Source organism: Cellulosimicrobium cellulans (assembly GCF_001722485.1).
Lineage (GTDB): Bacteria > Actinomycetota > Actinomycetes > Actinomycetales > Cellulomonadaceae > Cellulosimicrobium > Cellulosimicrobium cellulans_A.
On the sequence record NZ_LWGL01000001.1, the window covers coordinates 49,183 to 75,386 of the forward strand.

The 26,204-nt window shown below is 73.6% G+C and carries 26 protein-coding genes and 1 pseudogene; 21 read left to right on the forward strand and 6 right to left on the reverse strand.

All coding sequences use genetic code 11. The annotated features are described in order from the left end of the window. The first annotated feature begins 11 nt into the window (after positions 1-11). Together JZ5iCDA_RS00230 and JZ5iCDA_RS00235 are read left to right on the forward strand one after the other, a co-directional pair. On the forward strand, positions 12-1,508 hold the full coding sequence (locus JZ5iCDA_RS00230) for a heparan-alpha-glucosaminide N-acetyltransferase domain-containing protein (protein WP_069385263.1): 1,497 nt from the start codon (positions 12-14) through the stop codon (positions 1,506-1,508). 87 nt (positions 1,509-1,595) lie between these two features. Beyond that, entirely contained in the window at positions 1,596-2,156 is a 561-nt protein-coding gene (locus JZ5iCDA_RS00235) for a TetR/AcrR family transcriptional regulator (RefSeq protein ID WP_069385264.1), read from the forward strand. Positions 2,157-2,213: 57 nt separating this feature from the next. Here JZ5iCDA_RS00235 and JZ5iCDA_RS00240 read toward each other — a convergent pair whose 3' ends face one another. Beyond that, entirely contained in the window at positions 2,214-3,536 is a 1,323-nt protein-coding gene (locus tag JZ5iCDA_RS00240) for an enolase C-terminal domain-like protein (protein WP_069385265.1), read from the reverse strand. A gap of 117 nt (positions 3,537-3,653) precedes the next feature. Next, on the reverse strand, positions 3,654-4,565 hold the full coding sequence (locus JZ5iCDA_RS00245; RefSeq protein WP_069385305.1) for a LysR family transcriptional regulator: 912 nt from the start codon (positions 4,563-4,565) through the stop codon (positions 3,654-3,656). A gap of 115 nt (positions 4,566-4,680) precedes the next feature. Here JZ5iCDA_RS00245 and JZ5iCDA_RS00250 point away from each other — a divergent pair, with 115 nt between their 5' ends. Genes JZ5iCDA_RS00250 through JZ5iCDA_RS00270 form a run of 5 tightly spaced genes read left to right on the forward strand, consistent with a single transcriptional unit; the run spans position 4,681 to position 9,486 of the window. Further along, positions 4,681-5,685 carry a Bug family tripartite tricarboxylate transporter substrate binding protein gene (locus JZ5iCDA_RS00250; protein ID WP_069385266.1) on the forward strand — a complete coding sequence of 335 codons (1,005 nt, stop codon included), beginning with the start codon at positions 4,681-4,683 and terminating at the stop codon, positions 5,683-5,685. Between the two features lie 28 nt (positions 5,686-5,713). Next, entirely contained in the window at positions 5,714-6,253 is a 540-nt protein-coding gene (locus JZ5iCDA_RS00255) for a tripartite tricarboxylate transporter TctB family protein (protein WP_083259482.1), read from the forward strand. Between the two features lie 10 nt (positions 6,254-6,263). Further along, positions 6,264-7,808, forward strand: a complete 1,545-nt coding sequence (locus JZ5iCDA_RS00260; protein ID WP_069385267.1) for a tripartite tricarboxylate transporter permease — start codon at positions 6,264-6,266, stop codon at positions 7,806-7,808. Then, positions 7,805-8,200, forward strand: coding sequence for a universal stress protein (locus JZ5iCDA_RS00265; protein ID WP_069385268.1), 396 nt, complete (start codon positions 7,805-7,807; stop codon positions 8,198-8,200). Before JZ5iCDA_RS00260 ends, JZ5iCDA_RS00265 begins: the two co-directional genes overlap by 4 nt. Next, positions 8,197-9,486, forward strand: coding sequence for a glucarate dehydratase family protein (locus tag JZ5iCDA_RS00270; RefSeq protein ID WP_069385269.1), 1,290 nt, complete (start codon positions 8,197-8,199; stop codon positions 9,484-9,486). The genes JZ5iCDA_RS00265 and JZ5iCDA_RS00270 overlap by 4 nt, the downstream gene beginning before the upstream one ends. A gap of 60 nt (positions 9,487-9,546) precedes the next feature. On the opposite strand, the gene JZ5iCDA_RS00275 is transcribed toward JZ5iCDA_RS00270, so the two are convergent. Further along, the gene (locus JZ5iCDA_RS00275; RefSeq protein WP_069385270.1) at positions 9,547-10,665 is read right to left on the reverse strand and encodes an L-talarate/galactarate dehydratase; all 1,119 of its coding nucleotides are present in this window, start codon (positions 10,663-10,665) and stop codon (positions 9,547-9,549) included. 195 nt (positions 10,666-10,860) lie between these two features. Here JZ5iCDA_RS00275 and garR point away from each other — a divergent pair, with 195 nt between their 5' ends. Both garR and JZ5iCDA_RS00285 read left to right on the forward strand, forming a co-directional pair. Then, positions 10,861-11,751 carry a 2-hydroxy-3-oxopropionate reductase gene (gene garR / locus JZ5iCDA_RS00280; RefSeq protein ID WP_069385271.1) on the forward strand — a complete coding sequence of 297 codons (891 nt, stop codon included), beginning with the start codon at positions 10,861-10,863 and terminating at the stop codon, positions 11,749-11,751. Beyond that, the gene (locus JZ5iCDA_RS00285) at positions 11,748-12,404 is read left to right on the forward strand and encodes a bifunctional 4-hydroxy-2-oxoglutarate aldolase/2-dehydro-3-deoxy-phosphogluconate aldolase (protein ID WP_069385272.1); all 657 of its coding nucleotides are present in this window, start codon (positions 11,748-11,750) and stop codon (positions 12,402-12,404) included. The genes garR and JZ5iCDA_RS00285 overlap by 4 nt, the downstream gene beginning before the upstream one ends. 15 nt (positions 12,405-12,419) lie before the next feature. Here JZ5iCDA_RS00285 and JZ5iCDA_RS19955 read toward each other — a convergent pair whose 3' ends face one another. Both JZ5iCDA_RS19955 and JZ5iCDA_RS19960 read right to left on the reverse strand, forming a co-directional pair. Further along, positions 12,420-12,893: a hypothetical protein gene (locus JZ5iCDA_RS19955; RefSeq protein ID WP_069385273.1), complete on the reverse strand. Its 474-nt coding sequence runs from the start codon at positions 12,891-12,893 to the stop codon at positions 12,420-12,422. Between the two features lie 61 nt (positions 12,894-12,954). Next, positions 12,955-13,749: pseudogene (locus JZ5iCDA_RS19960) on the reverse strand (NAD(P)/FAD-dependent oxidoreductase); the annotation flags it as partial. Positions 13,750-13,970: 221 nt separating this feature from the next. On the opposite strand from JZ5iCDA_RS19960, the gene JZ5iCDA_RS00300 reads away from it, so the two are divergent. The 8 genes from JZ5iCDA_RS00300 to JZ5iCDA_RS19875 all read left to right on the forward strand — a co-directional run bounded on the left by JZ5iCDA_RS00300 (position 13,971) and on the right by JZ5iCDA_RS19875 (position 21,842). Then, positions 13,971-14,921, forward strand: a complete 951-nt coding sequence (locus tag JZ5iCDA_RS00300; RefSeq protein ID WP_069385275.1) for an alpha/beta hydrolase — start codon at positions 13,971-13,973, stop codon at positions 14,919-14,921. Between the two features lie 49 nt (positions 14,922-14,970). Continuing rightward, positions 14,971-15,696 carry an alpha/beta fold hydrolase gene (locus JZ5iCDA_RS00305; protein ID WP_069385276.1) on the forward strand — a complete coding sequence of 242 codons (726 nt, stop codon included), beginning with the start codon at positions 14,971-14,973 and terminating at the stop codon, positions 15,694-15,696. A gap of 119 nt (positions 15,697-15,815) precedes the next feature. Further along, positions 15,816-16,640 (forward strand): thymidylate synthase, encoded by an 825-nt coding sequence (locus tag JZ5iCDA_RS00310; protein WP_069385277.1) that lies wholly within the window; start codon positions 15,816-15,818, stop codon positions 16,638-16,640. A gap of 19 nt (positions 16,641-16,659) precedes the next feature. Further along, entirely contained in the window at positions 16,660-17,199 is a 540-nt protein-coding gene (locus JZ5iCDA_RS00315; RefSeq protein ID WP_069385307.1) for a dihydrofolate reductase, read from the forward strand. Between the two features lie 92 nt (positions 17,200-17,291). Next, a complete protein-coding gene (locus tag JZ5iCDA_RS00320) occupies positions 17,292-17,660 on the forward strand; it encodes a PadR family transcriptional regulator (RefSeq protein ID WP_069385278.1) in 369 nt (122 codons plus the stop codon). Then, on the forward strand, positions 17,657-18,448 hold the full coding sequence (locus tag JZ5iCDA_RS00325) for a hypothetical protein (protein ID WP_069385279.1): 792 nt from the start codon (positions 17,657-17,659) through the stop codon (positions 18,446-18,448). The genes JZ5iCDA_RS00320 and JZ5iCDA_RS00325 overlap by 4 nt, the downstream gene beginning before the upstream one ends. Positions 18,449-18,627: 179 nt before the next feature. Continuing rightward, positions 18,628-20,160 carry a GAF domain-containing protein gene (locus JZ5iCDA_RS19870; RefSeq protein WP_069385280.1) on the forward strand — a complete coding sequence of 511 codons (1,533 nt, stop codon included), beginning with the start codon at positions 18,628-18,630 and terminating at the stop codon, positions 20,158-20,160. A 107-nt stretch (positions 20,161-20,267) separates the two neighbouring features. Beyond that, positions 20,268-21,842 (forward strand): GAF domain-containing protein, encoded by a 1,575-nt coding sequence (locus JZ5iCDA_RS19875; RefSeq protein ID WP_069385281.1) that lies wholly within the window; start codon positions 20,268-20,270, stop codon positions 21,840-21,842. Positions 21,843-21,859: 17 nt separating this feature from the next. Here JZ5iCDA_RS19875 and JZ5iCDA_RS00340 read toward each other — a convergent pair whose 3' ends face one another. Next, entirely contained in the window at positions 21,860-22,624 is a 765-nt protein-coding gene (locus JZ5iCDA_RS00340; RefSeq protein WP_069385282.1) for a GntR family transcriptional regulator, read from the reverse strand. A 340-nt stretch (positions 22,625-22,964) separates the two neighbouring features. Here JZ5iCDA_RS00340 and JZ5iCDA_RS00345 point away from each other — a divergent pair, with 340 nt between their 5' ends. From JZ5iCDA_RS00345 to ehuA, 4 genes are read left to right on the forward strand one after another with little or no spacing between them, the layout of a single operon-like run. Then, positions 22,965-23,921 (forward strand): transporter substrate-binding domain-containing protein, encoded by a 957-nt coding sequence (locus tag JZ5iCDA_RS00345; protein WP_069385283.1) that lies wholly within the window; start codon positions 22,965-22,967, stop codon positions 23,919-23,921. Positions 23,922-23,925: 4 nt separating this feature from the next. Next, entirely contained in the window at positions 23,926-24,654 is a 729-nt protein-coding gene (ehuC, locus tag JZ5iCDA_RS00350) for an ectoine/hydroxyectoine ABC transporter permease subunit EhuC (RefSeq protein ID WP_069385284.1), read from the forward strand. Further along, entirely contained in the window at positions 24,651-25,292 is a 642-nt protein-coding gene (gene ehuD / locus JZ5iCDA_RS00355; protein WP_069385285.1) for an ectoine/hydroxyectoine ABC transporter permease subunit EhuD, read from the forward strand. The genes ehuC and ehuD overlap by 4 nt, the downstream gene beginning before the upstream one ends. 46 nt (positions 25,293-25,338) lie before the next feature. Next, complete coding sequence (gene ehuA / locus JZ5iCDA_RS00360) at positions 25,339-26,124, forward strand: ectoine/hydroxyectoine ABC transporter ATP-binding protein EhuA (protein WP_083259490.1); 786 nt, start codon at positions 25,339-25,341, stop codon at positions 26,122-26,124. Positions 26,125-26,204 lie beyond the last annotated feature (80 nt).

Consider the following 26,204-nt stretch of genomic DNA (forward strand, 5'->3'; position numbering starts at 1 on the left):
CAATCGCACGCATGACCGTCGCCCCGCCGGCCGCGCCCGCACCGACGTTCGCGCGACGGCACGCCGCCCTCCTGCTCGGCGGCGCCGGGCGCGTGAGCGGGGTGGACGTCGCGCGCGGGATCGCGGTCCTCGGCATGTTCGCCGCGCACGTCGGGTACACGAGGGACCCGGTCACGGGCGCGGAGAACTGGCTCGCGGTGGCGCACGGACGCTCGTCGATCCTCTTCGCGCTCGTCGCGGGCGTCTCGCTCGCGATCGTCTCGGGGGGCCGGACGCCGCTCGACGGGCTGCCGGCGCTGCAGGTGCGCACGCGCGTCCTCGTGCGAGCGGTGCTGCTGCTCGGGCTCGTGGGCCTGCTCGACCTGCTCGGGACGCGCGTGCTGCTCATCCTCGGCTTCTACGCCGCGTACTTCGTCCTCGCGCTGCCGTTCCTGCGGTGGTCGCCCGGCCGGCTGGCGGTCGCGGCCGGCGCGTTCGCCCTCGGGGGCCCGGTCCTCGCGTACTACGGCCCGGAAGTTCTCGCGCGTGCCGGGCTGCGGCTGCCCGAGGACGGCTCGGGCGCGCTCACCGACTTCCTCGTCTCGGGCCACTACCCGGCGGCGGTCTGGATGGCGTACGTGCTCGCGGGCCTCGCGATCGGGCGGCTCGACCTCACCTCGACGGCGGTGCGCGTCGCGCTCGTCGGCGGGGGCCTGCTCGCGACGCTGGTCGCGTACGGCATCTCCGCGGCGGTCGTCGAGCCGCTCGGCGGCACGCCGGCCGTGGAGGACGCCGCGGCGGCGTGGTCGAGCACCCTGCGGCCCGAGCCGCTCGGCTGGGACGACCCCTGGCCGACGTCCGTCTACCTCTGGCTCGCCGGCCCGCACACCGACACGCTGCTCGAGGTGGTGGGCTCCGGCGGCTTCGCGGTCGCCGTGCTCGGCCTGTGCCTGTTCGCCGGCCGGGTCGGACGGTGGGTGCTCGCGCCCCTCGCCGCTGTGGGCGCGATGGCCCTGACCGTCTACTCGGCCCAGATCGTCGTGCTGTGGGCGTGGGGCGAGGAGGCGTACGAGCAGACGACGAACGGCCCGCTGCTCGTGCTCGTCCTCGTGACGCTCGCGGCGGCGACCGCGTGGCGGTGGGCCTTCGGCCGCGGCCCGCTGGAGCGGCTCTTCGCGTCCGTGGCCGGCCGCGCGTCCTGGGGTCGCGCTGCAGCACGGCGACGAGCGCGGGGGAGGCCAGGCCGGCCCCCGAGGAGCTCGCGACGGCGAAGATTGCGAACGTCCCCGGGCCCGGCGCGAGCGCCATCCCCAGCGCTCCGACGGCCGCGCCGAGCGCCGACGCGACGACGAGCGCCCGCGCGTGCCGCGCCGCCGCGAGGAACCCGACGAGCGCGCCCGCGCAGTAGACGACGGAGGCGCCTCCGGACACGAGGCCCGCCGCCGCGACGTCGAGACCGAGCTCGTCCTCGACGTCGGGCAGGTAGAGCCCGTACGCGAAGCGGACGAGCCCGTACGTCGCGGCGATGAGGGCCGTCCCCGCCACGAGGAGCGGCGCGGCGTAGATACCCTGAAACGAAAACGAGCGTTTCATGTCGACGAGTCTAAGGTGCTGGCATGGCGATCCGCGCGACGACCGAGGCGAAGCTGCTCGACGCCGCCGACGAGCTGTTCTTCTCGCGGGGGATCGCGGCGACGTCGGTCGACGCGGTGCTCGAGCGGGCCGGGGTGTCGCCCGCGACCCTGTACCGCGGCTACGCGAGCAAGGAGGCGCTGCTCGCCGCGGCGCTCGAGCGGCGCCACCGCGCCTGGCTCGACACCTGGGACGACGCCGTCGCCGCCCAGGGAACCCCCGAGGGGCGGCTGCTCGCGGTCTTCGACGCGCTCGACGCGTTCCGGACCCGTCCCGTCGGGTCGCGGTGGTGCGCCTTCCTCGGGTCCGCCGCCGAGTACGCCGACCCGCCCGCGGAGGTCGAGCGGGCGATCCGCACCGACACCGAGACCATGCGCGCCCGGCTCGCCGCGCTCGCCGCCGCGGTCGACCCCGAGCGCGGCGACGCGCTCGCCGACGAGCTCCTCCTCGTCGTCACCGGGTACCTCGCGATGCGGCTGCGCCGGCCTGCCGAGACCACCGGCACGGCACGGCGCGTCGCGCAGGCCCTCGTCGCGGCACGCTGAGCGCCCCGCCCGGCCCGCGCCGTCCGCGACTGTGCCGTCCTGGCCGGGGCAGGCCGGTCAGCGCACGAGGCAGGGCCGCTTCGGGTCGAACGCCCAGCCCGGCACGAGGTACTGCATCGCCAGGGCGTCGTCCCGGGCGCCGAGGCCCTGCTCGCGGTAGAGCGCGTGCGCGGCCTCGACCTTGCCGCGGTCCAGCCGCACGCCGAGCCCCGGCGCGGACGGCACCTCGATCGCGCCGCCCCGGATCTGCAGCGGCTGCTCGGTGAGCCCCTGGCCGTCCTGCCAGATCCAGTGGGTGTCGAGCGCGGTGATGTCGCCCGGGGCGGCGGCGCCCACGTGCGCGAACATCGCGAGCGACACGTCGAAGTGGTTGTTGGAGTGCGAGCCCCACGTGAGGCCGAAGTCGGCGCACAGCTGGGCGACGCGGACCGACCCGGCCATCGTCCAGAAGTGCGGGTCGGCGAGCGGGATGTCGACCGCGTCGGTCCGGACCGCGTGGGCCATCTGGCGCCAGTCGGTCGCGATCATGTTCGTCGCCGTGCGCAAGCCGGTCGCGCGGCGGAACTCCGCCATGACCTCGCGCCCCGAGTAGCCGCCCTCGGCGCCGCACGGGTCCTCGGCGTAGGCGAGTACCTCGTCCTGCCCGCGCAGGAGGCGGACGGCGTCGGCCAGGAGCCAGCCGCCGTTCGGGTCGAGGGTGATCCTGGCCTCCGGGAACCGCTCGTGCAGCGCCGTGACGGCGGCGAGCTCCTCCTCGCCGGCCAGCACCCCGCCCTTGAGCTTGAAGTCCTCGAACCCGTACCGGGCGCTCGCGGCCTCCGCCAGGCGCACGACCGCCTCGGGCGTGAGCGCCTCCTCGCGCCGCACGCGCTCCCAGTCGTCGGCGCCGTCGGGCTCGCGCAGGTACGGCAGGTCGGTGCGGTCCGGGTCGCCGACGTAGAAGAGGTAGCCGAGCACGGGGACGCTCGTGCGCTGCTGCCCGTCCCCCAGGAGCTCCGCGACGGGCAGGCCCTGCTCCTGGCCGGCCAGGTCGAGGAGCGCCGACTCGAGGGCGGTGACCGCGTGCACGGTCGTGCGCAGGTCGAACGTCTGCAGCCCGCGGCCGCCGGTGTCCCGGCCGGCGAAGCGGGCGGCGACCTCGCGCAGGAGCGAGCGGTACCGCGCTACGGGGCGGCCCACGAGCAGGTCCGCGGCGTCGGCGATCGTCGCCCGGATCCGCTCGCCGCCGGGCACCTCGCCGACGCCCTCACGGCCGTCGCTGTCGGTCACGATCGCGATGTTGCGCGTGAAGTAGGGCGCGTGCGCCCCGCTGAGGTTGAGCAGCATCGAGTCGTGGCCCGCCACGGGCACCACGTCGACCCGGGCGATGGTCGCGCTCATGGATGGACACCTCGTCGTCGTCGTCGGAGCGGTGGGCACGACGCTAGGGACCGGCACCGATGCCTGTCCAGGTTCTCTTGCGCATCCGACGATGCGCCGCAGGCATCGCCGCGCGCCTCAGGGGCCCATCGAGGCGACGACCTTGAGCACGCGGCGCAGCGCCGGGGTCGCGTGCTCGCGGGACCAGATGGCGTGCAGCTCGACCGGGCGCTCGGGGTCCGCGTCGAGCCGGGTGTCGCCCCCGTGGTGCACGAGGGGGCGGAACACCACGCCCTCGACGCGCAGCGACTGGGCGGACGCCGGGACGAGCGACACGCCCTGCTCGGCCGCGACGAGCAGCATGACCGTGAGCACCTGGTGGACCGACTGCTCGATCCGCGGGTGGGCGTTGGCGAGGAACCGCACGAGCAGCTCGTGGAAGTACCGCGACTGCTGCGGGTGGTAGCCGATCACCGCCTGCCCCTCGAAGTCGTCGGCGGTGAGCGGGCGGTCGAGCGAGGCCAGCGGGTGGGACTCGGGCACGACCGCGACGAGCGGCTCGCGGAGGATGACGCGCGACGCCGTGAGCGTGGTGTCGAACGGGGGACGGGCGAGACCGATGTCGAGCTCGCGCCGCCGGATGCCCTCCACCTGCGCCATGGTCACGCGCTCGGAGAGGAGGACGTCGACGTCGGGCAGCTCGGTGGCGAGCCGGCGCAGGAGGGGGCCCAGCACCGAGACCGCGGAGACGGCCGTGAACCCCAGGCGGACGACGCCGGCGGCGCCCGCGTCGATGCGGCGGGTCCGGTCCCCGGCGGCCTCGACGAGGCTGAGCATCCGGTACGACTCCTCGAGGAAGGCCGCCCCCGCCGCCGTGAGCTCGACCCGGCGGTTGTCGCGCTCGAGCAGCCGGGCGCCGACGGCCCGCTCCAGCTTCTGGATCTGCCGCGACAGGGGCGGCTGCGTCATGCGGAGCCGTTCCGCCGCGCGGCCGAAGTGCAGCTCCTCGGCCACGGCGACGAAGGAACGCACCTGCTCGAACGTGATCACGGGGGTCTCCTGACGATGCGCGAAGTGGAACACCCCATGCCGAACGGGGCTTGGACGGGCATCGTCGCACACGTCTAGTGTCGTGAGTCACAGCGTTCGGACAAGGAGTGCAACGATGCGCCACCACACCATGCGCCTGGCCGTCCCGCTCGGGACGGCGGCCCTCATCCTCTCGGCCTGCAGCGGGGTCGAGACCACGACCGGCGGCGGTGACGAGACCGCGCAGGACTACCCCACGGGCAGCGTCGAGATGCTCGTCGGGGCCTCGGCGGGCGGCTCGTCCGACCTCATCAGCCGGGCCGTCTCCCAGGGACTGTCCGAGTCGCTCGGGCAGTCGTTCCCGGTGATCAACCGCGAGGGGGCGAACGGCGCGATCGCCGCCGCGGAGCTCGCCTCCGCCGAGCCGGACGGGTCGACGATCGCGATCCAGAACGCCTCGCTCTTCGCCATCACGCCGCTCGCGGTGAGCGAGGACGAGGTGACGAGCATCGAGGACTTCGACGTCGTCCACGGCATCTCGCGCGACGACTACGTCATGGTCGCCCCCGCCGGCGGGCCGTACTCGACGCTCGACGCGGTCAAGGGCGCGACGTCGACCGTCACCTACGGCACGACGGGCGTCGGCACCGGCGCCCAGGTGTCCTGCGCGCTGCTGCTCGGCAGCGCGGGCGTCCAGGGCGAGGCGGTGCCGTTCGACGGCGGCGCCCCGGCCCTCACCGCCGTCCTCGGCGGCCAGGTCGACACGGCGTGCCTGCAGGTCGGCGAGGCGATCGAGAACATCGAGTCCGGCAAGCTCGCGCCGCTCGCGGTGTTCGGGCCGGAGCGCATCGAGTACCTGCCCGACGTGCCGACCGCGCAGGAGCAGGGCCTCGACGTCGAGGTGGCGCAGTACCGCTTCCTCACCGTGCCGAAGGGCACGCCGGACGCCGTCAAGGACGCTCTGGTCCAGGGCCTGCAGGACACGTTCGAGTCGGAGGAGTACCAGTCCTTCAACGAGCAGAACAGCCTCACGCCCATGGAGATCCCCGGCGACGAGGTCGTGGCCCAGCTCGAGGAGGACAAGCAGCGGTACGCCGACCTGGTCGAGGAGTACGGCATCGACCTCGGCGGCGAGGGCTGACCCGGCGGGACGCGGAGGAGGTCAGCGGATGAGCCAGGAGCACGCCCCGCAGCGGGACGAGACCGGGCGCGACATCCTCGTCGAGCTCGAGGAGGAGGTCGCGCGCGAGCTCGCGGAGGAGCGCCCGCCGCACGGCGGGCCCGGCTACCAGGTGGTCGGGGCCCTCGTGACCATCGCCCTCGGGGTCGGCGGCGCCGTCCTGGCGCTCGGGTACGGGCTCGGGTCGCTCGAGCGGCCCGGGCCGGGCCTGTGGCCCTTCGCCGTGAGCGTCGTGATCGCGGTCCTCGGGGTCGTGCTCCTCGTCGGCGGGCGCCACGGCGAGGACACGGAGGAGTTCACGCGCTCCAGCCTCGTCCCGGCGGTCGCCGTCGTGACGTTCGTCGCGCTCGGCGCGCTCATGCCGCTGATCGGGTTCGAGATCCCGGCCCTGCTGCTGTGCGCCGTCTGGCTGCGGCTGCTCGGCGGGGAGTCGTGGCGCAGCACCGTCCTCGTGTCGGTGGGCGCGGTCGCGGTCTTCTACGTCCTGTTCATCTACGGGCTGCGCGTGCCGCTGCCCCACCTGATCTGAGGGAGGCGACGTGGACCTGACCGCCTTCCTCGACGGCTTCGCGCTCGTCACCCAGCCGACCAACCTGCTCTACTGCCTGGTCGGCGTGCTGATCGGCATGCTCATCGGCGTCCTGCCCGGGCTCGGCCCGGCCGCGACGATCGCGATCCTCCTGCCGATCACGTACACGATCGACCCCGTCTCCGCGATCATCATGCTCGCGGGCATCTACTACGGCGCCCAGTACGGCGGCACCATCACCTCGGTGCTGCTGCGCCTGCCGGGCGAGGCGTCGTCCGTGGTCACCGTCTTCGACGGCTTCGCGCTCGCGAAGCAGGGCAGGGCCGGCACGGCGCTCGGCATCTCCGCCGTCGGGTCGTTCGTCGGCGCGACGGTCTCCATCATCGGACTGACGCTCCTCGCGCCGCTCGTCGCGCAGTGGGCCCTGGACTTCGGCCCGCCCGAGTACGCGGCGCTCGCGCTGCTCGGCGTGCTGCTCGTCGCGTCCATCGGCAGCGGCGGCATGGTCAAGGCGATGATCTCCGCCTCGCTCGGGCTCCTGCTCGCCACGATCGGCCGGGACTCGTTCAGCGGGGCGCAGCGGTTCACGTTCGACAGCCTGCAGCTGTCCGACGGCATCGACTTCGTCATCGTCGCGATGGGCCTGTTCGGCGTCGGCGAGATCCTCTACAACCTTGAGCAGCGGCACGGCAAGCCCCACGTCCCCGCGGCGGTGGCCAACGTCTGGCCGTCGCGCAAGGAGCTGCGGGAGTCGTCGGGGGCGATCGGGCGCGGGTCGGTGATCGGCTTCGTCCTGGGCGTGCTGCCCGGCGGTGGCGCGGTGATGGCGTCGCTCGCGGCCTACGCGACGGAGAAGCGCGTCAGCAAGCGGCCCGAGCGGTTCGGGCGCGGCGCCATCGAGGGCGTCGCGGCGCCCGAGACGGCGAACAACGCGGCGGCGACGTCGTCGTTCATCCCGCTGCTGACGATCGGCATCCCGGCCAACGCGTCGATGGCGATGCTCTTCGGCGCGCTGCTCATCCTCGGCATCAGCCCGGGCCCCCAGCTCGTCGACGAGAACCCCGACCTGTTCTGGGGCGTCATCAACTCGATGTACATCGGGAACCTGATCCTGCTCGTGCTGAGCATCCCGCTGGTCGGCCTGTTCGTCCGCGTCCTGCGCGTGCGGCCGGCGATCCTCGCCCCGCTCACCGCGCTGATCACCGTCCTCGGCGTCTACACGATCAACAACTCGACCTTCGACATCTTCGTGATGATCGTGTTCGGCGTCATCGGCTACCTCATGAAGAAGCTCGGCTTCGAGCCCGGTCCGATGGTCCTCGCCTTCGTCCTCGGGTCGATCGTGGAGTCGAGCGTGCGGCGGTCGCTGCTGATCTTCGGCGGCGACCCGACCGGCTTCTTCACGCGCCCGATCTCGGGGACGCTGCTGGCGGTGTTCGTCCTGGTCGCCCTGTGGCCCGCCGTGAAGATGCTGCGCGATCGCCGCGCCGCCGCCCGGTCGTCCGCCGGCTCGCCGCAGGACACCGACACCTCCCGGAGAAAGGCGCACCGATGACCCTCCTGATCGGCTACATCCCCACCCCCGTCGGCGAGGCGGCGTTCGAGGCGGCGCTGGCCGAGGCGGCCGTGCACGGCGAGGACGTCGTCATCGTCAACAGCGCCCGGCGGGGTGCGACGGTCGACGCCGACCTGGTGGACGACGCGGCGGCGGACGAGCTCGTCGCGCGGGCGTCGGCGGCGGGCGTGCCCGCACGCGTCGCGCGCGCCACGCACGGGCACGACATGGTGGAGACGTTCGACGAGCTCGTCCGGAGCACCGGTGCCCGGATGATTGTCATCGGCCTGCGCCGCCGGTCGCCCGTCGGCAAGCTCGTCATGGGCAGCGACGCGCAGCGGATCCTCCTGGAGGCCGGCGTCCCCGTGCTCGCCGTCAAGGCGCCTGCATGACCTCGCGGGTCAGCCGGGCCAGCCGGGGCAGCCGCGTCAGCCGCGTCGTCGTCACCCCCGTCGCGTTCCGCGACCCGCCGCTGCTCAACGTGGTGGGCGTGCACCAGCCGTGGGCGCTGCGGGCGCTCGTCGAGGTGCACACCGACGCGGGGCTGGTCGGGCTGGGGGAGACGTACGCCGACGAGACCCACCTCGCCCGGCTCGAGGCGGTCGCGGCCGCGCTGCCGGGTCACGACCCGTGGGACCTGCACGGACTGCAGCGCCTCGTGACCGACGTCCTCGGCCGCGCGACCGGCGGGGCGGGCGCGTCGTTCGGGGGGATGCTCGACCTCGGGTCCGCCGTCCCGACGGTGCTGTCGCCGTTCGAGGTGGCGTGCTTCGACCTCATGGGGCGCGAGACCGGCCGGCCGGTGAGCGACCTGCTCGGCGGCGCCGTCCGCGACCGCGTCCCGTTCAGCGGGTACCTGTTTTACAAGTGGGCCGGGCACCCCGGCATGCCCGAGGACGACTGGGGCGCGGCGCTCGACCCCGACGGCGTCGTCGCGCAGGCGCGGCGCATGGTCGACGGCTGGGGGTTCGGCTCGCTCAAGCTCAAGGGCGGCGTCCTGCCCCCGGACGAGGAGTGCGCGGCGCTCGAGGCGCTGCACGCGGCGTTCCCCGGCATGCCCCTGCGGCTCGACCCCAACGGCGCGTGGACCCCGACGACGTCCGTCGAGGTGGCCGAGCGTCTCGCCGGCGTCGTGGAGTACCTGGAGGACCCGACGCCCGGCATCGACGGCATGGCGTACGTCGCGGCGCGCACCGACGTGCCGCTCGCGACCAACATGTGCGTCATCGCGTTCGAGCACCTGCCCCCGGCGGTCGCGGCACGCGCGGTGCAGATCGTGCTGTCCGACCACCACCTGTGGGGCGGGCTGCGCGCGTCCGCGCTCCTCGGCGGGATCACCGAGACGTTCGGCATGGGCCTGTCGATGCACAGCAACTCGCACCTCGGCGTCTCCCTCGCGGCGATGGTGCACCTCGCGGCCGCGACCCCGAACCTCACGTACGCGTGCGACACGCACTACCCGTGGAAGACGCAGGACGTGGTCGTCCCCGGCGTCCTCGCCTTCGAGGACGGCGCCGTCGCGGTCCCGACGGGCCCGGGCCTCGGCGTCGAGCTCGACCGCGACCTGCTGGCCGAGCTGCACGAGCAGTACCTCACGTGCGGCGTGCGGCGCCGCGAGGACACGGTCTACATGCGGTCCGTCGACCCGGGGTTCACGCCGAACACCGCGCGCTGGTGATCGCGGGCGCCGACGACGTCACCGCCCGGACGTCACCGCCCGGACGTCACCGCCCGGAGGTCACCGCCCGAAGGTCACGGTCTCGCGCGTGAGGTCCCGCATGCGCCCGCTCAGCGTGATGCCGAGGCCGGGGCGGTCGGGGACCCGCATGCGGCCGTCGCGGATCTCCATGCGCTCCTCGAACAGCGGGTCCAGCCACTCGAAGTGCTCGACCCACGGCTCGGTCGGGTACGCCGCGGCGAGGTGGAGGTGGATCTCCATCGCGTAGTGCGGGGCGAGCGCGAGCCCGGCGTGGGCGGCGAGGGCCGCGAACTGCAGGAACGGCGTGATGCCGCCGATCCGCGGCGCGTCGGGCTGCACGATCCCGCGGTAGCCGGCGTCGAGGAGCGCCATGTGCTCGGGGACCGACGTGAGCATCTCCCCGGTCGCGACGGGCGTGTCGAACGTCCGGGAGAGGTCGGCGTGCCCGACGGCGTCCCACGCGTCGAGCGGCTCCTCGATCCACACGAGGTCGAAGGGCTCGAGCGCCCGGCACATCCGCCGCGCGCGGGCGCGGTCCCACTGCTGGTTGGCGTCGACCATGAGCGGGGTGTCGCCGAGGTGCTCGCGCAGCGCCTCGACCCGGCGCAGGTCCTCGGCCCAGTCCGGCTGCCCGACCTTGAGCTTGATGCCGCCGATGCCCGCCTCGAGGGACGCGGTCGCGCGCTCCTTCACCTCGTCGACCGACGCCTGGAGGAACCCGCCCGAGGTGTTGTAGACGCGGCACGAGTCGCGGTGCGCGCCCAGCAGCCGCGCGAGCGGGAGGTCGGCGCGGCGCGCCTTGAGGTCCCACAGCGCGACGTCGAGCGCGGCGATCGCCTGCGTGGCCACGCCGGACCGCCCGACGGACGCGCCCGCCCACAGCAGGGACGTGTAGACGCGCGGGATGTCGGACGGGTCCTGCCCGAGGGCGACCTCGGCGACCTCCGCCAGGTGGCGGTACTGGGCGGGCCCGCCGGCGCGCTTGGAGTAGCTGAACCCGGTCCCGTGCAGGCCCTGCTCCGTCTCGACCTCGACGAAGAGCAGCGACGTCTCGGTGAGCGGCCGCTGGCGCCCGGTGAGCACCTTGGCGTCGCTCACCGGCCGGTCGAGCGGCAGCACGACGTGGGACAGCGTGAGCCGGCGGATGCGGTCGTTCATGGGGCAGCTCCTCGACGTCGTCGTCGGTCAGGACGGGAATCCCTGCCAGAAGTGCACCACCGTCGGGGACCGATCTGTGCCGGATCCCGATGCCTCCCGGGCATCAATCCATGCCTTCTTAGGCTTGGACGCGCATGACTGCGGCCTCGTACTGTCGGGACACCCCCAGCGTCGCCCGGGAAGGACCGCAAGCCCATGCGCATCGGATTCATCGGCCTCGGGATCATGGGCAAGCCCATGGCCCTCAACCTCGCCCGGGCCGGCCACGACCTCGTCGTCAGCAAGCACAGCGGCGCCGCGACCGAGCTCGCGGAGGCCGGGGCGGCGCTCGCCGACAGCCCCCGCGCGATCGCCGAGCAGGTCGAGCTCGTCGTCACGATGCTGCCGAACGGCCCCGAGGTGCACGACGTCGCGCTCGGCGCCGACGGCATCGCCGAGGGTGCTCACGAGGGCCTCGTGCACGTCGACATGAGCTCGATCACGCCGGCCGCCGCCCGCGAGGTCCACGACGGCCTCGCCCGCGTCGGGGTGGCGATGCTCGACGCCCCGGTCAGCGGCGGCGAGCCCAAGGCCGTCGCGGGCACGCTGTCCGTCATGGTCGGCGGGGACGAGGAGGTCTTCGACCGCGTCCGCGAGGTCCTCGAGGTCGTGGGGTCCTCCGTCGTGCGGGTCGGGCCGATCGGGGCCGGCAGCACCGCGAAGCTCGCGAACCAGGTCGTCGTGGCCGGCACCATCGCCGCGGTGTCCGAGGCCCTCGTCCTGGCCGAGCTCGCCGGGGTGGACCCGGCCGCCGTCGTCGCGGCGATCCGCGGCGGGCTGGCCGGCAGCGCGGTCCTCGAGGCGAAGGCCCCGATGATGCTCGACCGCGACTTCACGCCCGGCTTCCGCATCGAGCTGCACGCGAAGGACCTGCGCAACGCCCTGGAGACCGGGTCCCAGCTCGACGCGCCCCTGCCTCTCACGGGCTCGGTGCTCGCGATGATGGACGCGCTCGAGGGCGACGGGCACGGCGCCGACGACCACAGCGGGCTCGTCCAGTACTACGAGGACATCGCCGGCACGCAGGTCCGCAGGGCCGAGCCGTGACCGCGGAGCCCGCGGTCCGCACCGACCTCCTCGCGCGCCTGAGCGGCGTGCCGGCGGTCGCCATCCTCCGCGCCCCCGACGCCGACCGGTTCGTCGCGGCGTCCGAGGTGCTCTGGGACGCCGGCTTTCGGTGCCTGGAGCTCACCATGACGACGCGCGGCGTCCTCGACGCCGTCCGCGAGGTACGCCGCACGCTGCCGGACGAGCTCGTGCTCGCCGTCGGGACCGTGCGGTCCGAGCAGCACGTGCAGGACGCCGTCGACGCGGGTGCGGACTTCCTCGTCAGCCAGGTCCTGCGCGCCCCGCTCGTCGAGAGCGCACGGGCGCGCGGGGTGCCGTTCGTGCCCGGCGCGCTGACCCCGACGGAGATCCTCGCCGCCTGGGAGACGGGCGTGCCCGCGGTGAAGGTGTCGCCGGTCGGCCCCGTGGGCGGCGTCGCGTACCTGGAGCAGCTGCGCGCGCCGCTGCCCGACATCCCGCTCATGCCGACCGGTGGGGTGGCGATCGACGAGATCGGCGCGTACCTCGACCGGGGCGCGGTCGTCGTCGGGCTCAGCGGCCCCCTCCTCGGGGACGCGCTCCTGCCGGGCGGCGACCTGACGGCGCTCGCCGACCGGGCGCGCCGCGCGGTCGACGCGGCGGCCGGTCGGTGACCTGAGCGTCCGCCGTCAGGCGGCGGGCACGCGGGCCGTGTCCCGCGGCGTGGTCGGGTCCTGCCCGACGACGGTGCTCACCTCGGCGGCGGGGGCGGCGGCCTCGGTGCGGGGCACGCCGGCGACGAACGCCTCGCGGGGCCGCTGCACGGCGGTGAGCGAGACGACGTCGCGACCGAACAGCGCGGCGGTCAGCCACACCGCGAGGACGCGGACCTTGCGCTCCCACGTGGGGATCGCGAGCACGTGGTACCCGCGGTGCATGAGCCACGCGAGCGCACCGCGCACGACGAGCCGGCGGTACTCGAACACGCCCGAGCCGATGCCGAGCGTCGCGACGACGCCGAGGCTCCCGTGCACGTACGGGTGCGTCGGGCGGCCGCGGCGGGCGGCGACGAGGTTGCGCGCGAGGCGCCGCCCCTGCCGCACGGCGTGCTGGGCGTTCGGCACGGTGAGCGCGCCGGAGCGCGGGACGGCGAGGTCGGGCACGGCGCGCGTCGACGGGCAGGTCGGTGTGGGTGGCGACGACGGGGTTCGCCGCGTTGCCGGCCGTCCACACGAGCAAGCCCGTGGCGAACTCCTCGCCGGTCGACAGGCGGACGACGCCGCCCTCGGCCGACTCGAGCCCGGCGCCGAGGTGCACGTGCGCGCCGCGACGCTCGAGCTGCTGGACCACCCAGCGCCCCGGGCGCTCGGTGACCTCGGGCAGGATGCGCGAGTTGCGCTCGACGAGGTGGAACTGCGGCTCCGACGCGTCGATCTCCGGGTACAGGCGCAGGAGGTCGTGGGCGAGCGAGAGCAGCTCGGCGAAGCCCTCGACGCCCGAGAACCCGCCGCCGACGAACGTCACGGTGAGCAGGCGCTCGCGCTCCGGCCCGGCGGGCAGGCTCGCCGCGCGGTCGAACGACGTGAGCAGGCGGTCGCGGATCGCGACGGCCTCCTCGACGTGCTTCATGCCGATCGCGTGCTCGGCGACGCCCGGCACGGGGAAGACGCGCGTGACCGCGCCGGCGGTGACGACCACCGTGTCGTAGGGCAGCCGGTACTCGTCGCCCGAGCGGGGCCGGACGACGACCGCGCGGTCCGCGTGGTCGACGCGCGTGACCGTGCCGTCGACGAGGCGCGTTCGGTGCAGGTGGCGCCGGTGCGCGACGGCCGCGTGGCGGGCCTCGACGGAGCCGGCGACGACCTCGGGCAGGAAGGGCTGGTAGGTCATGTACGGGCGCGGGTCGACGAGCACGATCTCGACGTCGCCGCGGCGCAGCTCGCGCCGCAGGCGCTTCTCGAGCTCGCGGGCCGCCGTGAACCCGGCGTAGCCCCCACCGACGATGACGATGCGTTCCATGACCGCCTCCTGTGCGGCGCGCCCTCTGCGCGCTCTCACCCCCTCGACCGCGCAGCCCACCGATCCGTGACACCCGCCAGGCTCCGTCGCCCACCGTCCGAGACGACCGCGCCGGGGCTGTCACAGACCGGCGCGGTGCTCGGTCTAGACCAGTGGCGGCCGGTACGACGCCCGCCGCCCGGCCCCTCACCGGACCGTCCTCCCGAGCAAGGAGCACGAGCATGAGCGAACACGTCCTCGAACCGCAGGCCCAGGAGTTCGCCGAGGCGACCTCGAAGCCGCCGTTCCTCTACGAGCTGGGCCCGGAGGGGGCCCGCAAGGTGCTCGACGACGTCCAGTCCGCGCCCGTCGACCTGCTGGACGTCGACGAGGAGTGGCGCACGGTCTCCGCCGACGTCGGGGACGTCGACGTGCGGATCGTCCGGCCCGCCGGCTCGACGGGCCCGCTGCCCGTCGTCCTCTACGTGCACGGCGGGGGCTGGGTGCTCGGCAACGCCGGCACGCACGACCGCCTCGTGCGCGAGCTCGCCGTCGGCGCGCAGGCCGCGGTCGTCTTCGTCGAGTACGACCGGTCTCCCGAGGCGCGGCACCCCGTCGCGGTCGAGCAGGCGTACGCAACCGCGCGCTGGATCACCACCGAGGGCGCGTCGCACGGCTTCGACACGTCCCGTCTCGCCGTCGCGGGCGACTCCGTGGGTGGCAACATGGCCGCCGTCCTCGCGATCCTCGCGAAGCAGCGCGGCGACGTGACGTTCGTCCACCAGTCGCTCTACTACCCGGTCACGGACGCGGGCCAGGACACGGACTCCTACCGCGAGTTCGCCGACGGCCCGTTCCTCACGGCCAAGGCCATGGCGTGGTTCTGGGACTGCTACCAGCCCGACGTCGACGCGCGCGCCGACATCACCGCCTCACCGCTGCGCGCGAGCCTCGACGACCTGGCCGGGCTGCCGCCCGCGCTCGTGATCGTCGACGAGAACGACGTCCTGCGCGACGAGGGCGAGGCGTACGCGCGCCGGCTCGTCGAGGCCGGGGTGCGCGTGACCAGCACCCGCTACAACAACGTCCTCCACGACTTCATGATGCTCAACCCGATCCGCCCGACCGCCGCCGCGAGCGGCGCCGTCGCCCAGGCGATCGACACGCTGCGCACCGCGCTCGGCACCCGCTGAGCGACGACCACCACCCGCACCCGAGCACCGCACCCGTCAGGAGACATCCATGCCCGCACCCACCGTCGTCCTCGTCCACGGGGCGTTCGCCGACTCCACGAGCTGGAACGGCGTCGTCGAGCGGCTGCGCGCCGCCGGCGTGCCCGCCGTCGCCAACGCCAACCCGCTGCGCTCGCTCGCCGGCGACGCCGCCTACCTGCGCGACGTCGTCACGTCGATCGAGGGGCCCGTCCTCGTCGTCGCCCACTCCTACGGCGGCATGGTCGCCACGCACGGCGCCGCGGGCGCGGAGAACGTCGTCGGCCTCGTCTACGTCGGCGCCTTCGCGCCCGACACCGGCGAGAGCGCGTTCGAGCTCTCGGCGAAGTTCCCGGGCAGCACGCTCGGGGACGCCGTCGCGCCCACCCTCCTCGCGGACGGCGGGCAGGAGCTCACCATCCGCCAGGACGCCTTCCACCAGCAGTTCGTCGCCGACGTCGACGAGGAGACCGCCGCCCTCATGGCCGTGGCCCAGCGTCCCGTCGCCCTCGCGGCGCTCAACGAGCCGCTCGGCACCGCCGACCCGGCGTGGCGGCACCTCCCGTCGTGGTTCGTCCACGGCGCCGAGGACCGCAACATCCCGGCCGAGGCGCTGCGCTTCATGGCCGAGCGGGCCGGCTCGCGCGGCACCACCGAGGTCCCCGGCGCGTCCCACGCGCTCGCCGTCTCGCAGCCCGGCGCCGTCGCGCAGGTCGTGCTCGAGGCCGTGCGCGCCGTGAGCGGCACGGCCGCCTGAGCCGCTGACCCCGAGCCCTCCGGCGACGCGCGTGGCGCCGCGTCGTCGGAGGGCTCCGCTCGACGACCGGCCGACCACGGTGTTTGACCCGCGACAGGCGACGGCCGAGACTTGCGCGAGTGACCTCCGATCCGACGCTCGCCCCGCAGATCCCCACGCCGTACGAGGACCTCCTGCGGGACGTCCTGGAGAACGGCACCCCCAAGGGCGACCGGACGGGGACGGGCACGCGCAGCGTGTTCGGCCGGCAGATCCGGTTCGACCTGTCACAGGGCTTCCCGCTGATCACGACGAAGCGCGTGCACCTGAAGTCGATCGCGTACGAGCTCCTGTGGTTCCTGCGCGGCGAGTCGAACGTGCGCTGGCTGCAGGAGCGCGGCGTGAGCATCTGGGACGAGTGGGCCGACGCCGACGGCGAGCTCGGCCCGGTCTACGGCGTCCAGTGGCGCTCGTGGCCGACGCCGGACGGCCGCCACGTGGACCAGATCGCCCAGGTGATCGAGCAGATCCGCAGCAACCCGGACTCGCGCCGGCACATCGTCTCGGCGTGGAACGTCGCGGAGATCGAGAACATGGCACTGCCGCCGTGCCATGCGATGTTCCAGTTCTACGTCGCCGACGGCCGCCTCTCGTGCCAGCTCTACCAACGCTCGGCCGACCTCTTCCTCGGCGTGCCGTTCAACATCGCGTCGTACGCGCTGCTGGTCCACATGGTCGCGGCGCAGACCGGCCTTGACGTCGGCGACTTCGTGTGGACGGGCGGCGACGTGCACATCTACGACAACCACGTCGAGCAGGTGCGCGAGCAGCTCACGCGCGCGCCCTACCCGTACCCGACGCTGCGCCTCGCGCCGCGCGACTCCATCGACGCGTACGAGTACGAGGACATCGAGGTCGTCGGGTACCAGCACCACCCGACGATCAAGGCACCGATCGCCGTATGACGCCCCTCCGCACGGCCGGCTGGTGATCGGCCTCGTCTGGGCGCAGGCGCGCGACGCCGCCGGGCGCCCGGTCATCGGCGCGGGCGGCACCATGCCGTGGCACCTGCCCGAGGACCTCGCGCACTTCCGCCGCCTCACGTCCGGCCACCCCGTCGTCATGGGCCGCCGCACGTGGGACTCGCTCCCGCCGCGGTTCCGGCCGCTGCCGGGCCGCACGAACGTCGTCGTCACGCGCCAGGCCGGCTGGGTGCCCGACGACGGTCGCGCCCCCGAGGACGGCCGCGCGCAGGTCCACGTGGCCGGGTCCGTGGACGACGCGCTCGACCTCGCGCGCGCGGCGGCGGGGCCGGACGACGAGGTGTGGGTGATCGGCGGGGCCCAGCTCTACGCGGCCGCGATCGCTCGGGCCGACCGGTGCGTCGTCACCGAGATCGACGCCGAGGTTGAGGGCGACACGTTCGCCCCGGCCGTCCCCGCCGGCTGGCGCGCGGACGCGGGGGAGTGGGCGACGTCGTCCACCGGCCTGCGCTTCCGCATGGTCACGCACCACCGCACCTGACGTCGCCCGCGGCCCGCCCTCACCCGCCGGAGGGCGACATCGGCGTGCGGGTCTATGTTGACTCTCTATCTAGTGCTGGATACGGTCTAGCTGTGACCGCGACAGAGGACTGGCCCAGCGAGTGGCTGCGCGGCGTGCTCACGGTCTGCGTCCTGCGCGTGCTCGCAGACGGGCCGACGTACGGCTACGCCATCGCCGCGGCGCTCGCCGACGGCGGGCTCGGCCCGCTCAAGGGCGGCACGCTGTACCCGCTGCTCAAGCGTCTCGAGGACGCGGGACGGGTCGTCACGGAGTGGCGACCCGGCGAGGGTGGCCCCGGCCGCAAGTACTACGCGCTGACCGCGCAGGGGAGCGAGGAGCTGCGCCGGTCCGCCGACCAGTGGGAGGCGTTCACCGCGACGACGCTCCGGCTCGTCCGCGACGGCGCGCACCGGCCGACGACCACGGAGGAGAACGGATGAGCACGGCGAACACGAGGCAGGAACGGCGTGACGCCCGCCGCTACGCGATCGAGCGCGAGCTCGCGCCGCACGTCGACCCGCAGTGGGCCGAGGCGGTCCTGCTCGAGCTCCGCATCCAGGGCGTCGCGGGCGACCAGATCGGCGAGGTCCTCGGCGAGGTCGACTCCCACTGCGCCGAGAGCGGGGAGGACGCGCAGGAGGCGTTCGGGGATCCCGTCGAGTACGCGCGCTCCCTCGGGCTGCCGCCCAGCCCCGGGCAGGGCCCGGCCGCGATCGTCGGGAGCGTGCTGCCCACGCTCGTGCAGCTCGTGGGCATGCTCCTCACCCTCTGGTCCGTCCCCGCGCTCGCGGAAGGCGCGGCCGTGGAGGTCACGGTCGGCCAGGCGCTCGCGGCCGTCGCCGTCGTCGCCGCCGTCCTGCTGCTCGTGTGGCGTCCCGAACCCGCGCTCCGCGCGCTCGTCCGGCACCCCGTGCTGGGCACCCTCGGGTTCGGGGCGGCGTCCGCCGCCCTCGTCGTGCCGCTCGTGCTGCTGCGCGGGGCCCTCGTCACGCTCCCCGCCGCGCTCTCGTGCGTCGTCGGCGTCGTGCTCCTCGTGGCCGGCGTGCTCGTCGAGCTGGCCCGGACGCGACGGCCCGACGACGCCGACCCGGTCGTCGCGCCGCTCCAGGACGAGGGAGTGATGGCGCGGCGCCTGCGCGAGGGCCGCCGCGTGCGGCTGCTGGGCGTGCTGCTCGTGCCGGCGTGGACGGTCGTCGTCGGCGTGCTGCTCTGGTGGCTCGCCTCGTAGCCGTCGTCCCAGGTCACGGCCGCGCCGGTGACGGACACCGGCCGGGCGATCTCCGCACTCATTTCTCACGACTGCTCCTGGACGGCCGATAGGACTTCATGCCTGGACGCCCGTCCTGGTCGGAATGAGGGAGCAATTTCGTGGGTGCACTGGCGAGGCGTCGTTCGCACGAGGCCGCGATGATCGACCTGCAGCGGGTCATGACCGCCGAGATCCAGGGGCTGGACCTCGTCATGGAGCGGCTCGGGGAGGTCGCGCACGCGACGTCCCTGTCCGCCGGGATCGAGGCGGTCCTCGACGGCGCGCGCCAGGCCTTCGGCTTCGACTACGGGTCCGCGTGGGCGGTCCGCGAGGGCGCCGACCACCTGGAGTTCATCCACCAGGTGGGCGCGGTCGGCGACGAGCTGAGCGCGATCACGCCGTCGCACCAGCCGGGTCGCGGGTACGGGCTGTGCGGCATGGCGTGGGAGCGCGAGCAGGTCGTCGACATCCCGGACCTCTCGCAGGTCGTCCCGAACTGCGCCCGCGGCCGGGCGGCCATCGCCGCAGGCGCCCTCGCCGGCATGTCGCTGCCCATCTGGGCCGACGGGAAGATCGTCATGGTGCTCGACTTCTTCTCCACGCGGCTCGGCGCACCGAGCCCCACGCGCCCGGCCGTCCTCGACGCGCTGTCGCGGGCGGTGTCGCAGTCGCTCACCGCGATGTACTCGGGCGAGCAGGTCCGGGAGTCCGCTCGCGACCAGCAGGCGGTCACCACCGTCGTGGCCGAGGTCGGGTCCCGTCACGACGAGGAGTCGGCGGTGCGCACGGCCCTGGACACGGTGCGCAAGGAGTTCGGCTGGGCGTACGGCTCGTTCTGGAGCCTGGACGAGGACGCGCAGGTGCTGCGGTTCTCCGTCGAGTCGGGGACCGCGGGGGAGGAGTTCCGCCAGGTGACGCTGGCGGCGAGCTTCGCCGAGGGCGTGGGGCTCTCGGGGCGCGCCTGGAAGGCGCGCGACCTGGTGTTCGTCCGCGACCTCGGCGAGCTCACGGACTGCGTGCGGGCACCGGCGGCGCAGCGCGCCGGGGTTCGGTCGGGGGTGTGCCTGCCGATCGTCATCGACGGCGACGTCATCGGCACCATGGACTTCTTCACCACCGAGACGATCGACCTGACCGAGAGCCGTGCCGACGCCCTGCGCAACGTGAGCCGGCTCGTCTCGCAGCGCCTCGACATCCTGCGCCGCGCGGCCCGTGACGCCGAGGCCGCCACGGCGCTGCTCGGCAGCGTGGAGCAGCTCTCGGCGAGCGCCACCGAGGCCGGCGAGGTGGCCGCGGGCGCGGTCGCGCAGGCGTCCGAGATCGCCGACGAGGTGCGCGCGCTCAGCGACTCCTCGACCGCGATCGAGGACGTCATCAAGATCATCTCGACCATCGCCGACCAGACGAACCTCCTCGCCCTCAACGCCACGATCGAGGCGGCGCGCGCGGGGCAGGCCGGCCGCGGGTTCGCCGTCGTGGCCACCGAGGTCAAGGAGCTCGCGGGCGGCACGACGACCGCGACGAGCCGCGTGGGCCAGCAGGTGGCGGACATCCAGACGAACACCGCGACCGTCGCGCGCGGCATCGAGGCGATCAACGAGACGATCGGGCGCATGGACGAGGTCCAGCAGCGCATGAGCGACGTGCTGGAGACCCAGCGCGCCATGGCCCGGGCGTTCGAGGGGCGCTGACCGGGCCGAAAAACCACCCGCGCGCCGTCCTCACGCCGCGCCGTGCCCGGCCGACAGTGCCCGCTGCCCCTGGTGAGCACCGCGGGGCGACGGCAAGGGGGCGTGAAGTGGGTGTACTGACGGGACGTCGCTCGCGGGACGACGTGCTGGCCGACCAGCAGCTGGAGGTCATGACCTCCGAGATCCAGGCGCTGGACCACGTCATGGAGCGGCTGGGCGAGGTGGCGGGCGCGACGTCCGTGACCGCGGGCGTCGAGGCGGTCCTCGACGGGGCCCGGCGGGCGTTCGGGTTCGACTACGCCTCCGCCTGGTCCGTGCGGGACGGCGCCGACCGCCTCGGGTTCATCTCGCAGCGCGGGTCGCTCGGTACCGAGCTGACCGAGATCTCGCCGTCGCACGAGCCGGGTCGGGGCTTCGGTCTGTGCGGGATCGCCTGGGAGCGCGAGCAAGTCCTGGACATCCCCGACCTCTCGCAGATCACGCCCAACTGCGCCCGCGGCAGGGCGGCCATCGCCGCCGGCGCCCGGTCGGGCATGTCGCTGCCCATCTGGTGCGACGGGAAGATCGTCATGGTGCTCGACTTCGCCTCCCGGCGGCTCGGCACGCCGAGCCCCACGCGGCCGTTCGTGCTGAACGCGCTGTCGCGGGCGGTGTCGCAGTCGCTCACCGCGATGTACGCGAGCGGCCAGGTCCGGGAGGCCGCCCGTGACCAGCAGGCGGTCACCACCGTCGTCGCGCAGGTGGGCGCGTGCCACGACGAGGAGTCCGCCGTGCGCACCGCGCTGGACGCGGTCCGCGAAGAGTTCGGCTGGGCGTACGGCTCGTTCTGGGCCCTCGACGAGGATGAGCGCGTACTGCGGTTCTCCGTCGAGTCCGGCACCGCGGGGGAGGAGTTCCGCCAGGTGACCCTGGCGGCGAGCTTCGCCGAGGGCGTGGGGCTCTCAGGCCGCGCGTGGAAGGCGCGCGACCTGGTGTTCGTGCCCGACCTCGGCGAGCTCACGGACTGCGTGCGGGCTCCCGCCGCGCAGCGCGCGGGCGTCCGCTCGGGCGTGTGCCTGCCGATCGTCATCGACGACCAGGTCGTCGGCACGATGGACTTCTTCACGACCGAGACCATCGACCTGTCGGTGAGCCGGGCAGACGCCCTGCGCAACGTGTCGCGCCTCGTGTCGCAGCGCCTCGACATCCTGCGTCGCGCCGCGCGCGACGCCGACGCCGCCGCCGCACTGCTCGGCAGCGTGGAGCAGCTCTCCGCCAGCGCGGGGGAGGCGGGGTCCGTCGCCGCGGGGGCGGTCGCGCAGGCGTCCGAGATCGCCGACGAGGTGCGCGCGCTCAGCGAGTCCTCGACCGCGATCGAGGAGGTCATCAAGATCATCTCGACCATCGCGGACCAGACCAACCTCCTGGCCCTCAACGCCACGATCGAGGCCGCGCGCGCCGGGCAGGCGGGGCGCGGGTTCGCCGTCGTGGCCACGGAGGTCAAGGAGCTCGCGGGCGGGACGACGACCGCCACGAGCCGCGTCGGCCAGCAGGTCGCGGACATCCAGGCGAACACCGCGGCCGTCGCGCGCGGCATCGAGGCGATCAACGCCACGATCGGCCGGATGGACGAGGTGCAGCACCGCATGAGCGAGGTCCTGGAGGCCCAGCGGGCGATGGCCCGGGAGTTCCAGGCCCGCTGATGGCCTGACCTCGGTCGTCAGAGGCCGGTCGGCTCGATCGGCTCCAGCCGCGGCGGCGGGACGGGGCGCGGCTCCTCGAGCGTCTCGACGTCCGCCTCCTGCGGCGCGGTGAGCCGCTCGACCGCGGCGTCGAGGTTCGCGGTGATCGCGGCGACGAGCCCGTCGGCGTCGCGCGCCTCGAGTTGCTCCACGAGGTCGGCGTGCGACGCCGCGGAATCGCGGCGCACGGCGTACTCGTCGCTCACGGTGAAGCTCGCGATGCGCACCTCGACGATAAGCGTGCTCATCCACTGCAGGAGCCACGGGTTGCCGGCGGCGGCGACGAGCGTCCAGTGCAGGGAGAGGTCGGCGTCGCCGATGCGTCGGGCGTCCTCGGACCGGCCCGCGTCGACGAGCGCGTCGTAGGCGGTGCGGACGGCGGCCACCTCGGCGTCGGACGCCACCGCGACGGCGAGTCGTGCCGCCGTCGTCTCGACGCTCGCGCGTGCGGCGTAGAGCGCGGGGATGCGGTCGGGCCCGATCGTCCGCACGCTCAGGCCGCGGCCGGGGGTGGAGGCGAGCAGCCCCTCCTGGACCAGGCGTTGCGCCGCCTCACGGAACGGTCCGCGGCTCACGCCGAGCTGGCCCGCGATCTCGACCTCGCGGATCGGTGAGCCGACGCGCAGGGCGCCGGAGTAGATGGCGTCGCGCAGCTCGCGCGCGATGAGGTCGACCGTCGACGGTCGCGTCACGCGCGACAGGAACGGTGCGGTGCCGAGCGGCGCGCGCGAGGCCGGGCTCATCGGCTCTCCTTTCCGAGGTGGTCGTGGACCGGGGGCGAGGTCACGATCCGGTATCACATCATCCCCCGTCGCAGGCCCGGACCGGGCCACCTCGGCGGCGGGGGAGTCGTCGTGCCGGTGCGGCCGGGAAGCGGCGTCCGTGCTGGTCAGGGCGGTCGTGGGGCGGCGTCGTGACGGCGGGCGCAGCGTGGCGCCCCGCCTCGGCGCTGTCTGATTGTAGACAATCCGACAGTCGGACGGTCGTATTGTCGAATGGTCGACGAGCGGTTAGCGTGACGGACCGTCCAGACACCCCCACGACCGTCCGCGACCGTCCGCGTCGACGGGCACGAAGGGAACCATGACTTCCACGCGCACCACCCCGACCCGGCGTCGCGCCCTCCTTGCGGCGAGCGCCGTCGGGCTCCTGGCCGTGACCACCGCCTGCTCGAGCGTCGACGACGGGGGCGCCGGTGGCGGTGGGTCCGAGGGCGGGGGCACCCTCGCGGAGCTGCAGGACGCCGGCTCCATCACCGTCGGGTTCGCCGGCGAGGAGCCGTACAGCTTCCAGGACGACAGCGGCGAGCTCACCGGCGCGGCCGTCGCCCTCAACGAGGCGATCTACAGCGAGCTCGGCATCGACACGGTCGAGGGCACGCTCACCGAGTGGAACTCCCTCATCCCGGGCCTGAACGCCGACCGCTTCGACTCCATCAGCGCGGGGATGTCGATCCTGCCCGAGCGCTGCGAGGAGGCCGCGTTCAGCGAGCCCGAGATCATGTACACCACCGCGTTCCTCGTGCCCGAGGGCAACCCGCAGAACCTCACCGACTGGCAGTCGGCGGTGGACGCGGGCGTGAACCTCGCCGTCCTGTCGGGCGCGATCGAAGCGGGCTACGCCGAGAAGACCGGCGTGCAGACCACGCAGGTCGGCAGCCCGCAGGACGGCCTCGACGCCGTCGTGTCCGGCCGCGTGGACGCGTTCGCGCTCACCGGCATCTCGCTGCGCGCGCTCGCCGAGCGCTCCGACGCCCCGGTCGAGGCGACCGAGGCGTTCGTCGCGGTGATCGACGGCGTCCCGCAGATCGGCGCCGGCGCGACCGTGTTCCGCCAGGGCGACACCGATCTGCTCGAGGCGTACAACGAGGAGCTGGAGTCCATCGTCTCCGACCCGGAGCGCTACGCCGAGATCCTCGGCCCGTTCGGGTTCACCGAGGCCGAGCGCCCCGTCGAGGGCCTGACGGCCGAGATGCTGTGCGAGGGCGACCTCGAGGCCATCGCCGACGAGCTCGGGCCGGAGCTCGGCCTGGACGCCTGACCCGATGGCCGACGATCTCGAGACGCTCGTCGCCCGGCTCCCGCAGCTCGGTGACAGCGTCCTCGTCACGCTGCAGCTCACGCTCGGCGGCGCCGCCCTGGCGATGCTGCTCGCTCTGCTGCTCGGGTTCGGCTCGCGCGCCCGGTCCCTCTGGGTGCGCGGGCCGGTCCGCGTGGTGGTCGAGTTCTTCCGCGGGACGTCGCTCGTCGTCCAGTTCTTCTGGCTCTTCTTCGTGCTGCCCGTGTTCGGGTTCAAGATGGAGTCGCTGGCCGTCGGCATCGTCGCGCTCGGGCTCAACTACGGCGCGTACGGCGCCGAGGTGGTCCGGGGCTCGATCAACTCCGTCCCGGTGGGGCAGTGGGAGGCGTCGACGGCGCTCAACCTCGGCCCGGTCCACCGCGTCCGGCGCGTGATCTTCCCGCAGGCGTGGGCGCTCATGATCCCGATGCTCACCAACCTGCTGATCCAGCTCCTCAAGGGCTCGGCGCTGGCGACGTTCATCTTCCTGCAGGACGTCAACTTCTTCACGGATCAGCTGCGGCGCAGCACGCAGGACACGTTCTTCTCCTACACCGTGGGCCTGCTCGTGTACTTCGCCATCGCGTACCTGCTGACGCTCGGCATGAACGCGCTCGAGGTGCGCGCCAAGAACCGCCTCGGCGCCGGGCCGAGCCTGCGCGAGGTGCTCAACCTCGCGCCGGTGCCCGTGACGGCGAAGGGAGGTGCCGCATGAGCGACGTCTGGAGCTGGGAACGCGCCTGGGAGGTGCTGCCCGCGCTGCTCGAGGGCTTCCGGATCACGATCCTCGCGACGGTGATCGGTACGGCCATCGCGGCCGTGCTCGGGCTGTTCGTCGCGCTCGCGCGCCGCTCGAGCGTCCGATGGGTCACCGCGCCCCTGGGCCTGCTCGTCGAGTTCATCCGGTCGACGCCGCTGCTCGTGCAGCTCGTGTTCGTCTATCTCATGCTGCCGAGCGTCCCTCGGCTCGTCGTCGGCTGCGCGGTGCTCGGCGTGCACTACGCGACGTACATGTCCGAGGTGTACCGCGCCGGGATCGACGCCGTGCCCCGCGGCCAGTGGGAGGCCGCCACCGCGCTGAACCTCCCGCGCTCGCGCACGTGGCGCGACGTCGTGCTGCCGCAGGCCATCCGCAAGACCCTGCCCGGCCTCGGCAACTACGCGATCTCGATGTTCAAGGAGACGCCGTTCCTCTTCGCCATCTCCGTGGTCGACATGTTCGCCGCGGCGCAGAACTACGGCGCCAACACCTTCTCCTACATCGAGCCCCTCACCATGGTCGGCCTGTTCTTCCTCGCCGCCAGCTACCCGACCTCGCTCCTCGTGCGACGGATGGAGAAGCGCCTTGCCTGACGTGACCGACCCCGCGACCACCACCGCGACATCCCCGGAGGACAGCGTGTCGACCACGCCCGACACCACGCCCGCCATCGAGTTCCGCGACGTCGTCAAGCGCTTCGGCGACAACGTCGTGCTCGACGGGCTGAGCTTCAGCGTCGCGAAGGGCGACCGCGTGACGCTCATCGGCCCGTCCGGCTCCGGCAAGACGACGATTCTGCGCCTCCTCATGACGCTCGAGGAGGCCGACGGCGGGCTCATCCTCATCGACGGCGACCCGTACACCCACGAGTACCGCGGGCAGAAGTGGGTCGAGATCCCCGAGAAGCGCCGGCGCACGGTCCGCAAGCGCGTGGGGATGGTGTTCCAGCAGTTCAACCTGTTCCCCAACATGACCGTGCTGGAGAACATCATCGAGGCGCCCATGCACGTGCTCGGGCTCAACCGGAAGCAGGCCACCGCCCGCGCGGAGGAGCTGCTCGAGCAGGTCGGCATGGCGGAGAAGCGCGACTCCCGCTGCACCGAGCTCTCCGGCGGTCAGCAGCAGCGCGTCGCCATCGCGCGAGCGCTCGCCATGGACCCCGAGATCCTCCTGCTCGACGAGGTCACGTCCGCGCTCGACCCCGAGATCGTCGCCGACGTGCTCGGTGTGCTGCGCGACGTCGCCGAGAACACGGACATCACCATGCTGCTCGTCACGCACGAGATGCAGTTCGCCCGCGAGGTGTCGAACCGTGTGCTCATGTTCGACCACGGGCGGATCATCGAGGAGGCTCACCCCGAGACGATGTTCACCGCCCCGGAGCACGAGCGCACGCAGGAGTTCCTCAAGGCGGTCTTGGGCTGACTCGTCGGGTCGGTCGTTGTGGCTGGGGCCGCGGCCGACGGTTCCGCGAGGGGCGGGGCGGCTCTACCATCCGCGGCGCT

Bases quoted from the DNA above. Each gene is read 5' to 3' on its own strand.
- JZ5iCDA_RS00275 (WP_069385270.1), bottom strand. From the start codon at position 10,665: ATGAACGACCGCATCCGCCGGCTCACGCTGTCCCACGTCGTGCTGCCG.
- JZ5iCDA_RS00345 (WP_069385283.1), top strand. From the start codon at position 22,965: ATGACTTCCACGCGCACCACCCCGACCCGGCGTCGCGCCCTCCTTGCG.
- JZ5iCDA_RS00300 (WP_069385275.1), top strand. From the start codon at position 13,971: ATGAGCGAACACGTCCTCGAACCGCAGGCCCAGGAGTTCGCCGAGGCG.
- JZ5iCDA_RS19870 (WP_069385280.1), top strand. From the start codon at position 18,628: ATGATCGACCTGCAGCGGGTCATGACCGCCGAGATCCAGGGGCTGGAC.
- JZ5iCDA_RS00340 (WP_069385282.1), bottom strand. From the start codon at position 22,624: ATGAGCCCGGCCTCGCGCGCGCCGCTCGGCACCGCACCGTTCCTGTCG.
- JZ5iCDA_RS00270 (WP_069385269.1), top strand. From the start codon at position 8,197: ATGACCTCGCGGGTCAGCCGGGCCAGCCGGGGCAGCCGCGTCAGCCGC.
- garR (WP_069385271.1), top strand. From the start codon at position 10,861: ATGCGCATCGGATTCATCGGCCTCGGGATCATGGGCAAGCCCATGGCC.
- JZ5iCDA_RS00250 (WP_069385266.1), top strand. From the start codon at position 4,681: ATGCGCCACCACACCATGCGCCTGGCCGTCCCGCTCGGGACGGCGGCC.
- ehuD (WP_069385285.1), top strand. From the start codon at position 24,651: ATGAGCGACGTCTGGAGCTGGGAACGCGCCTGGGAGGTGCTGCCCGCG.
- ehuC (WP_069385284.1), top strand. From the start codon at position 23,926: ATGGCCGACGATCTCGAGACGCTCGTCGCCCGGCTCCCGCAGCTCGGT.
- JZ5iCDA_RS00255 (WP_083259482.1), top strand. From the start codon at position 5,714: ATGAGCCAGGAGCACGCCCCGCAGCGGGACGAGACCGGGCGCGACATC.
- JZ5iCDA_RS00265 (WP_069385268.1), top strand. From the start codon at position 7,805: ATGACCCTCCTGATCGGCTACATCCCCACCCCCGTCGGCGAGGCGGCG.
- JZ5iCDA_RS00325 (WP_069385279.1), top strand. From the start codon at position 17,657: ATGAGCACGGCGAACACGAGGCAGGAACGGCGTGACGCCCGCCGCTAC.
- JZ5iCDA_RS00305 (WP_069385276.1), top strand. From the start codon at position 14,971: ATGCCCGCACCCACCGTCGTCCTCGTCCACGGGGCGTTCGCCGACTCC.
- JZ5iCDA_RS00240 (WP_069385265.1), bottom strand. From the start codon at position 3,536: ATGAGCGCGACCATCGCCCGGGTCGACGTGGTGCCCGTGGCGGGCCAC.
- JZ5iCDA_RS00235 (WP_069385264.1), top strand. From the start codon at position 1,596: ATGGCGATCCGCGCGACGACCGAGGCGAAGCTGCTCGACGCCGCCGAC.
- JZ5iCDA_RS00230 (WP_069385263.1), top strand. From the start codon at position 12: ATGACCGTCGCCCCGCCGGCCGCGCCCGCACCGACGTTCGCGCGACGG.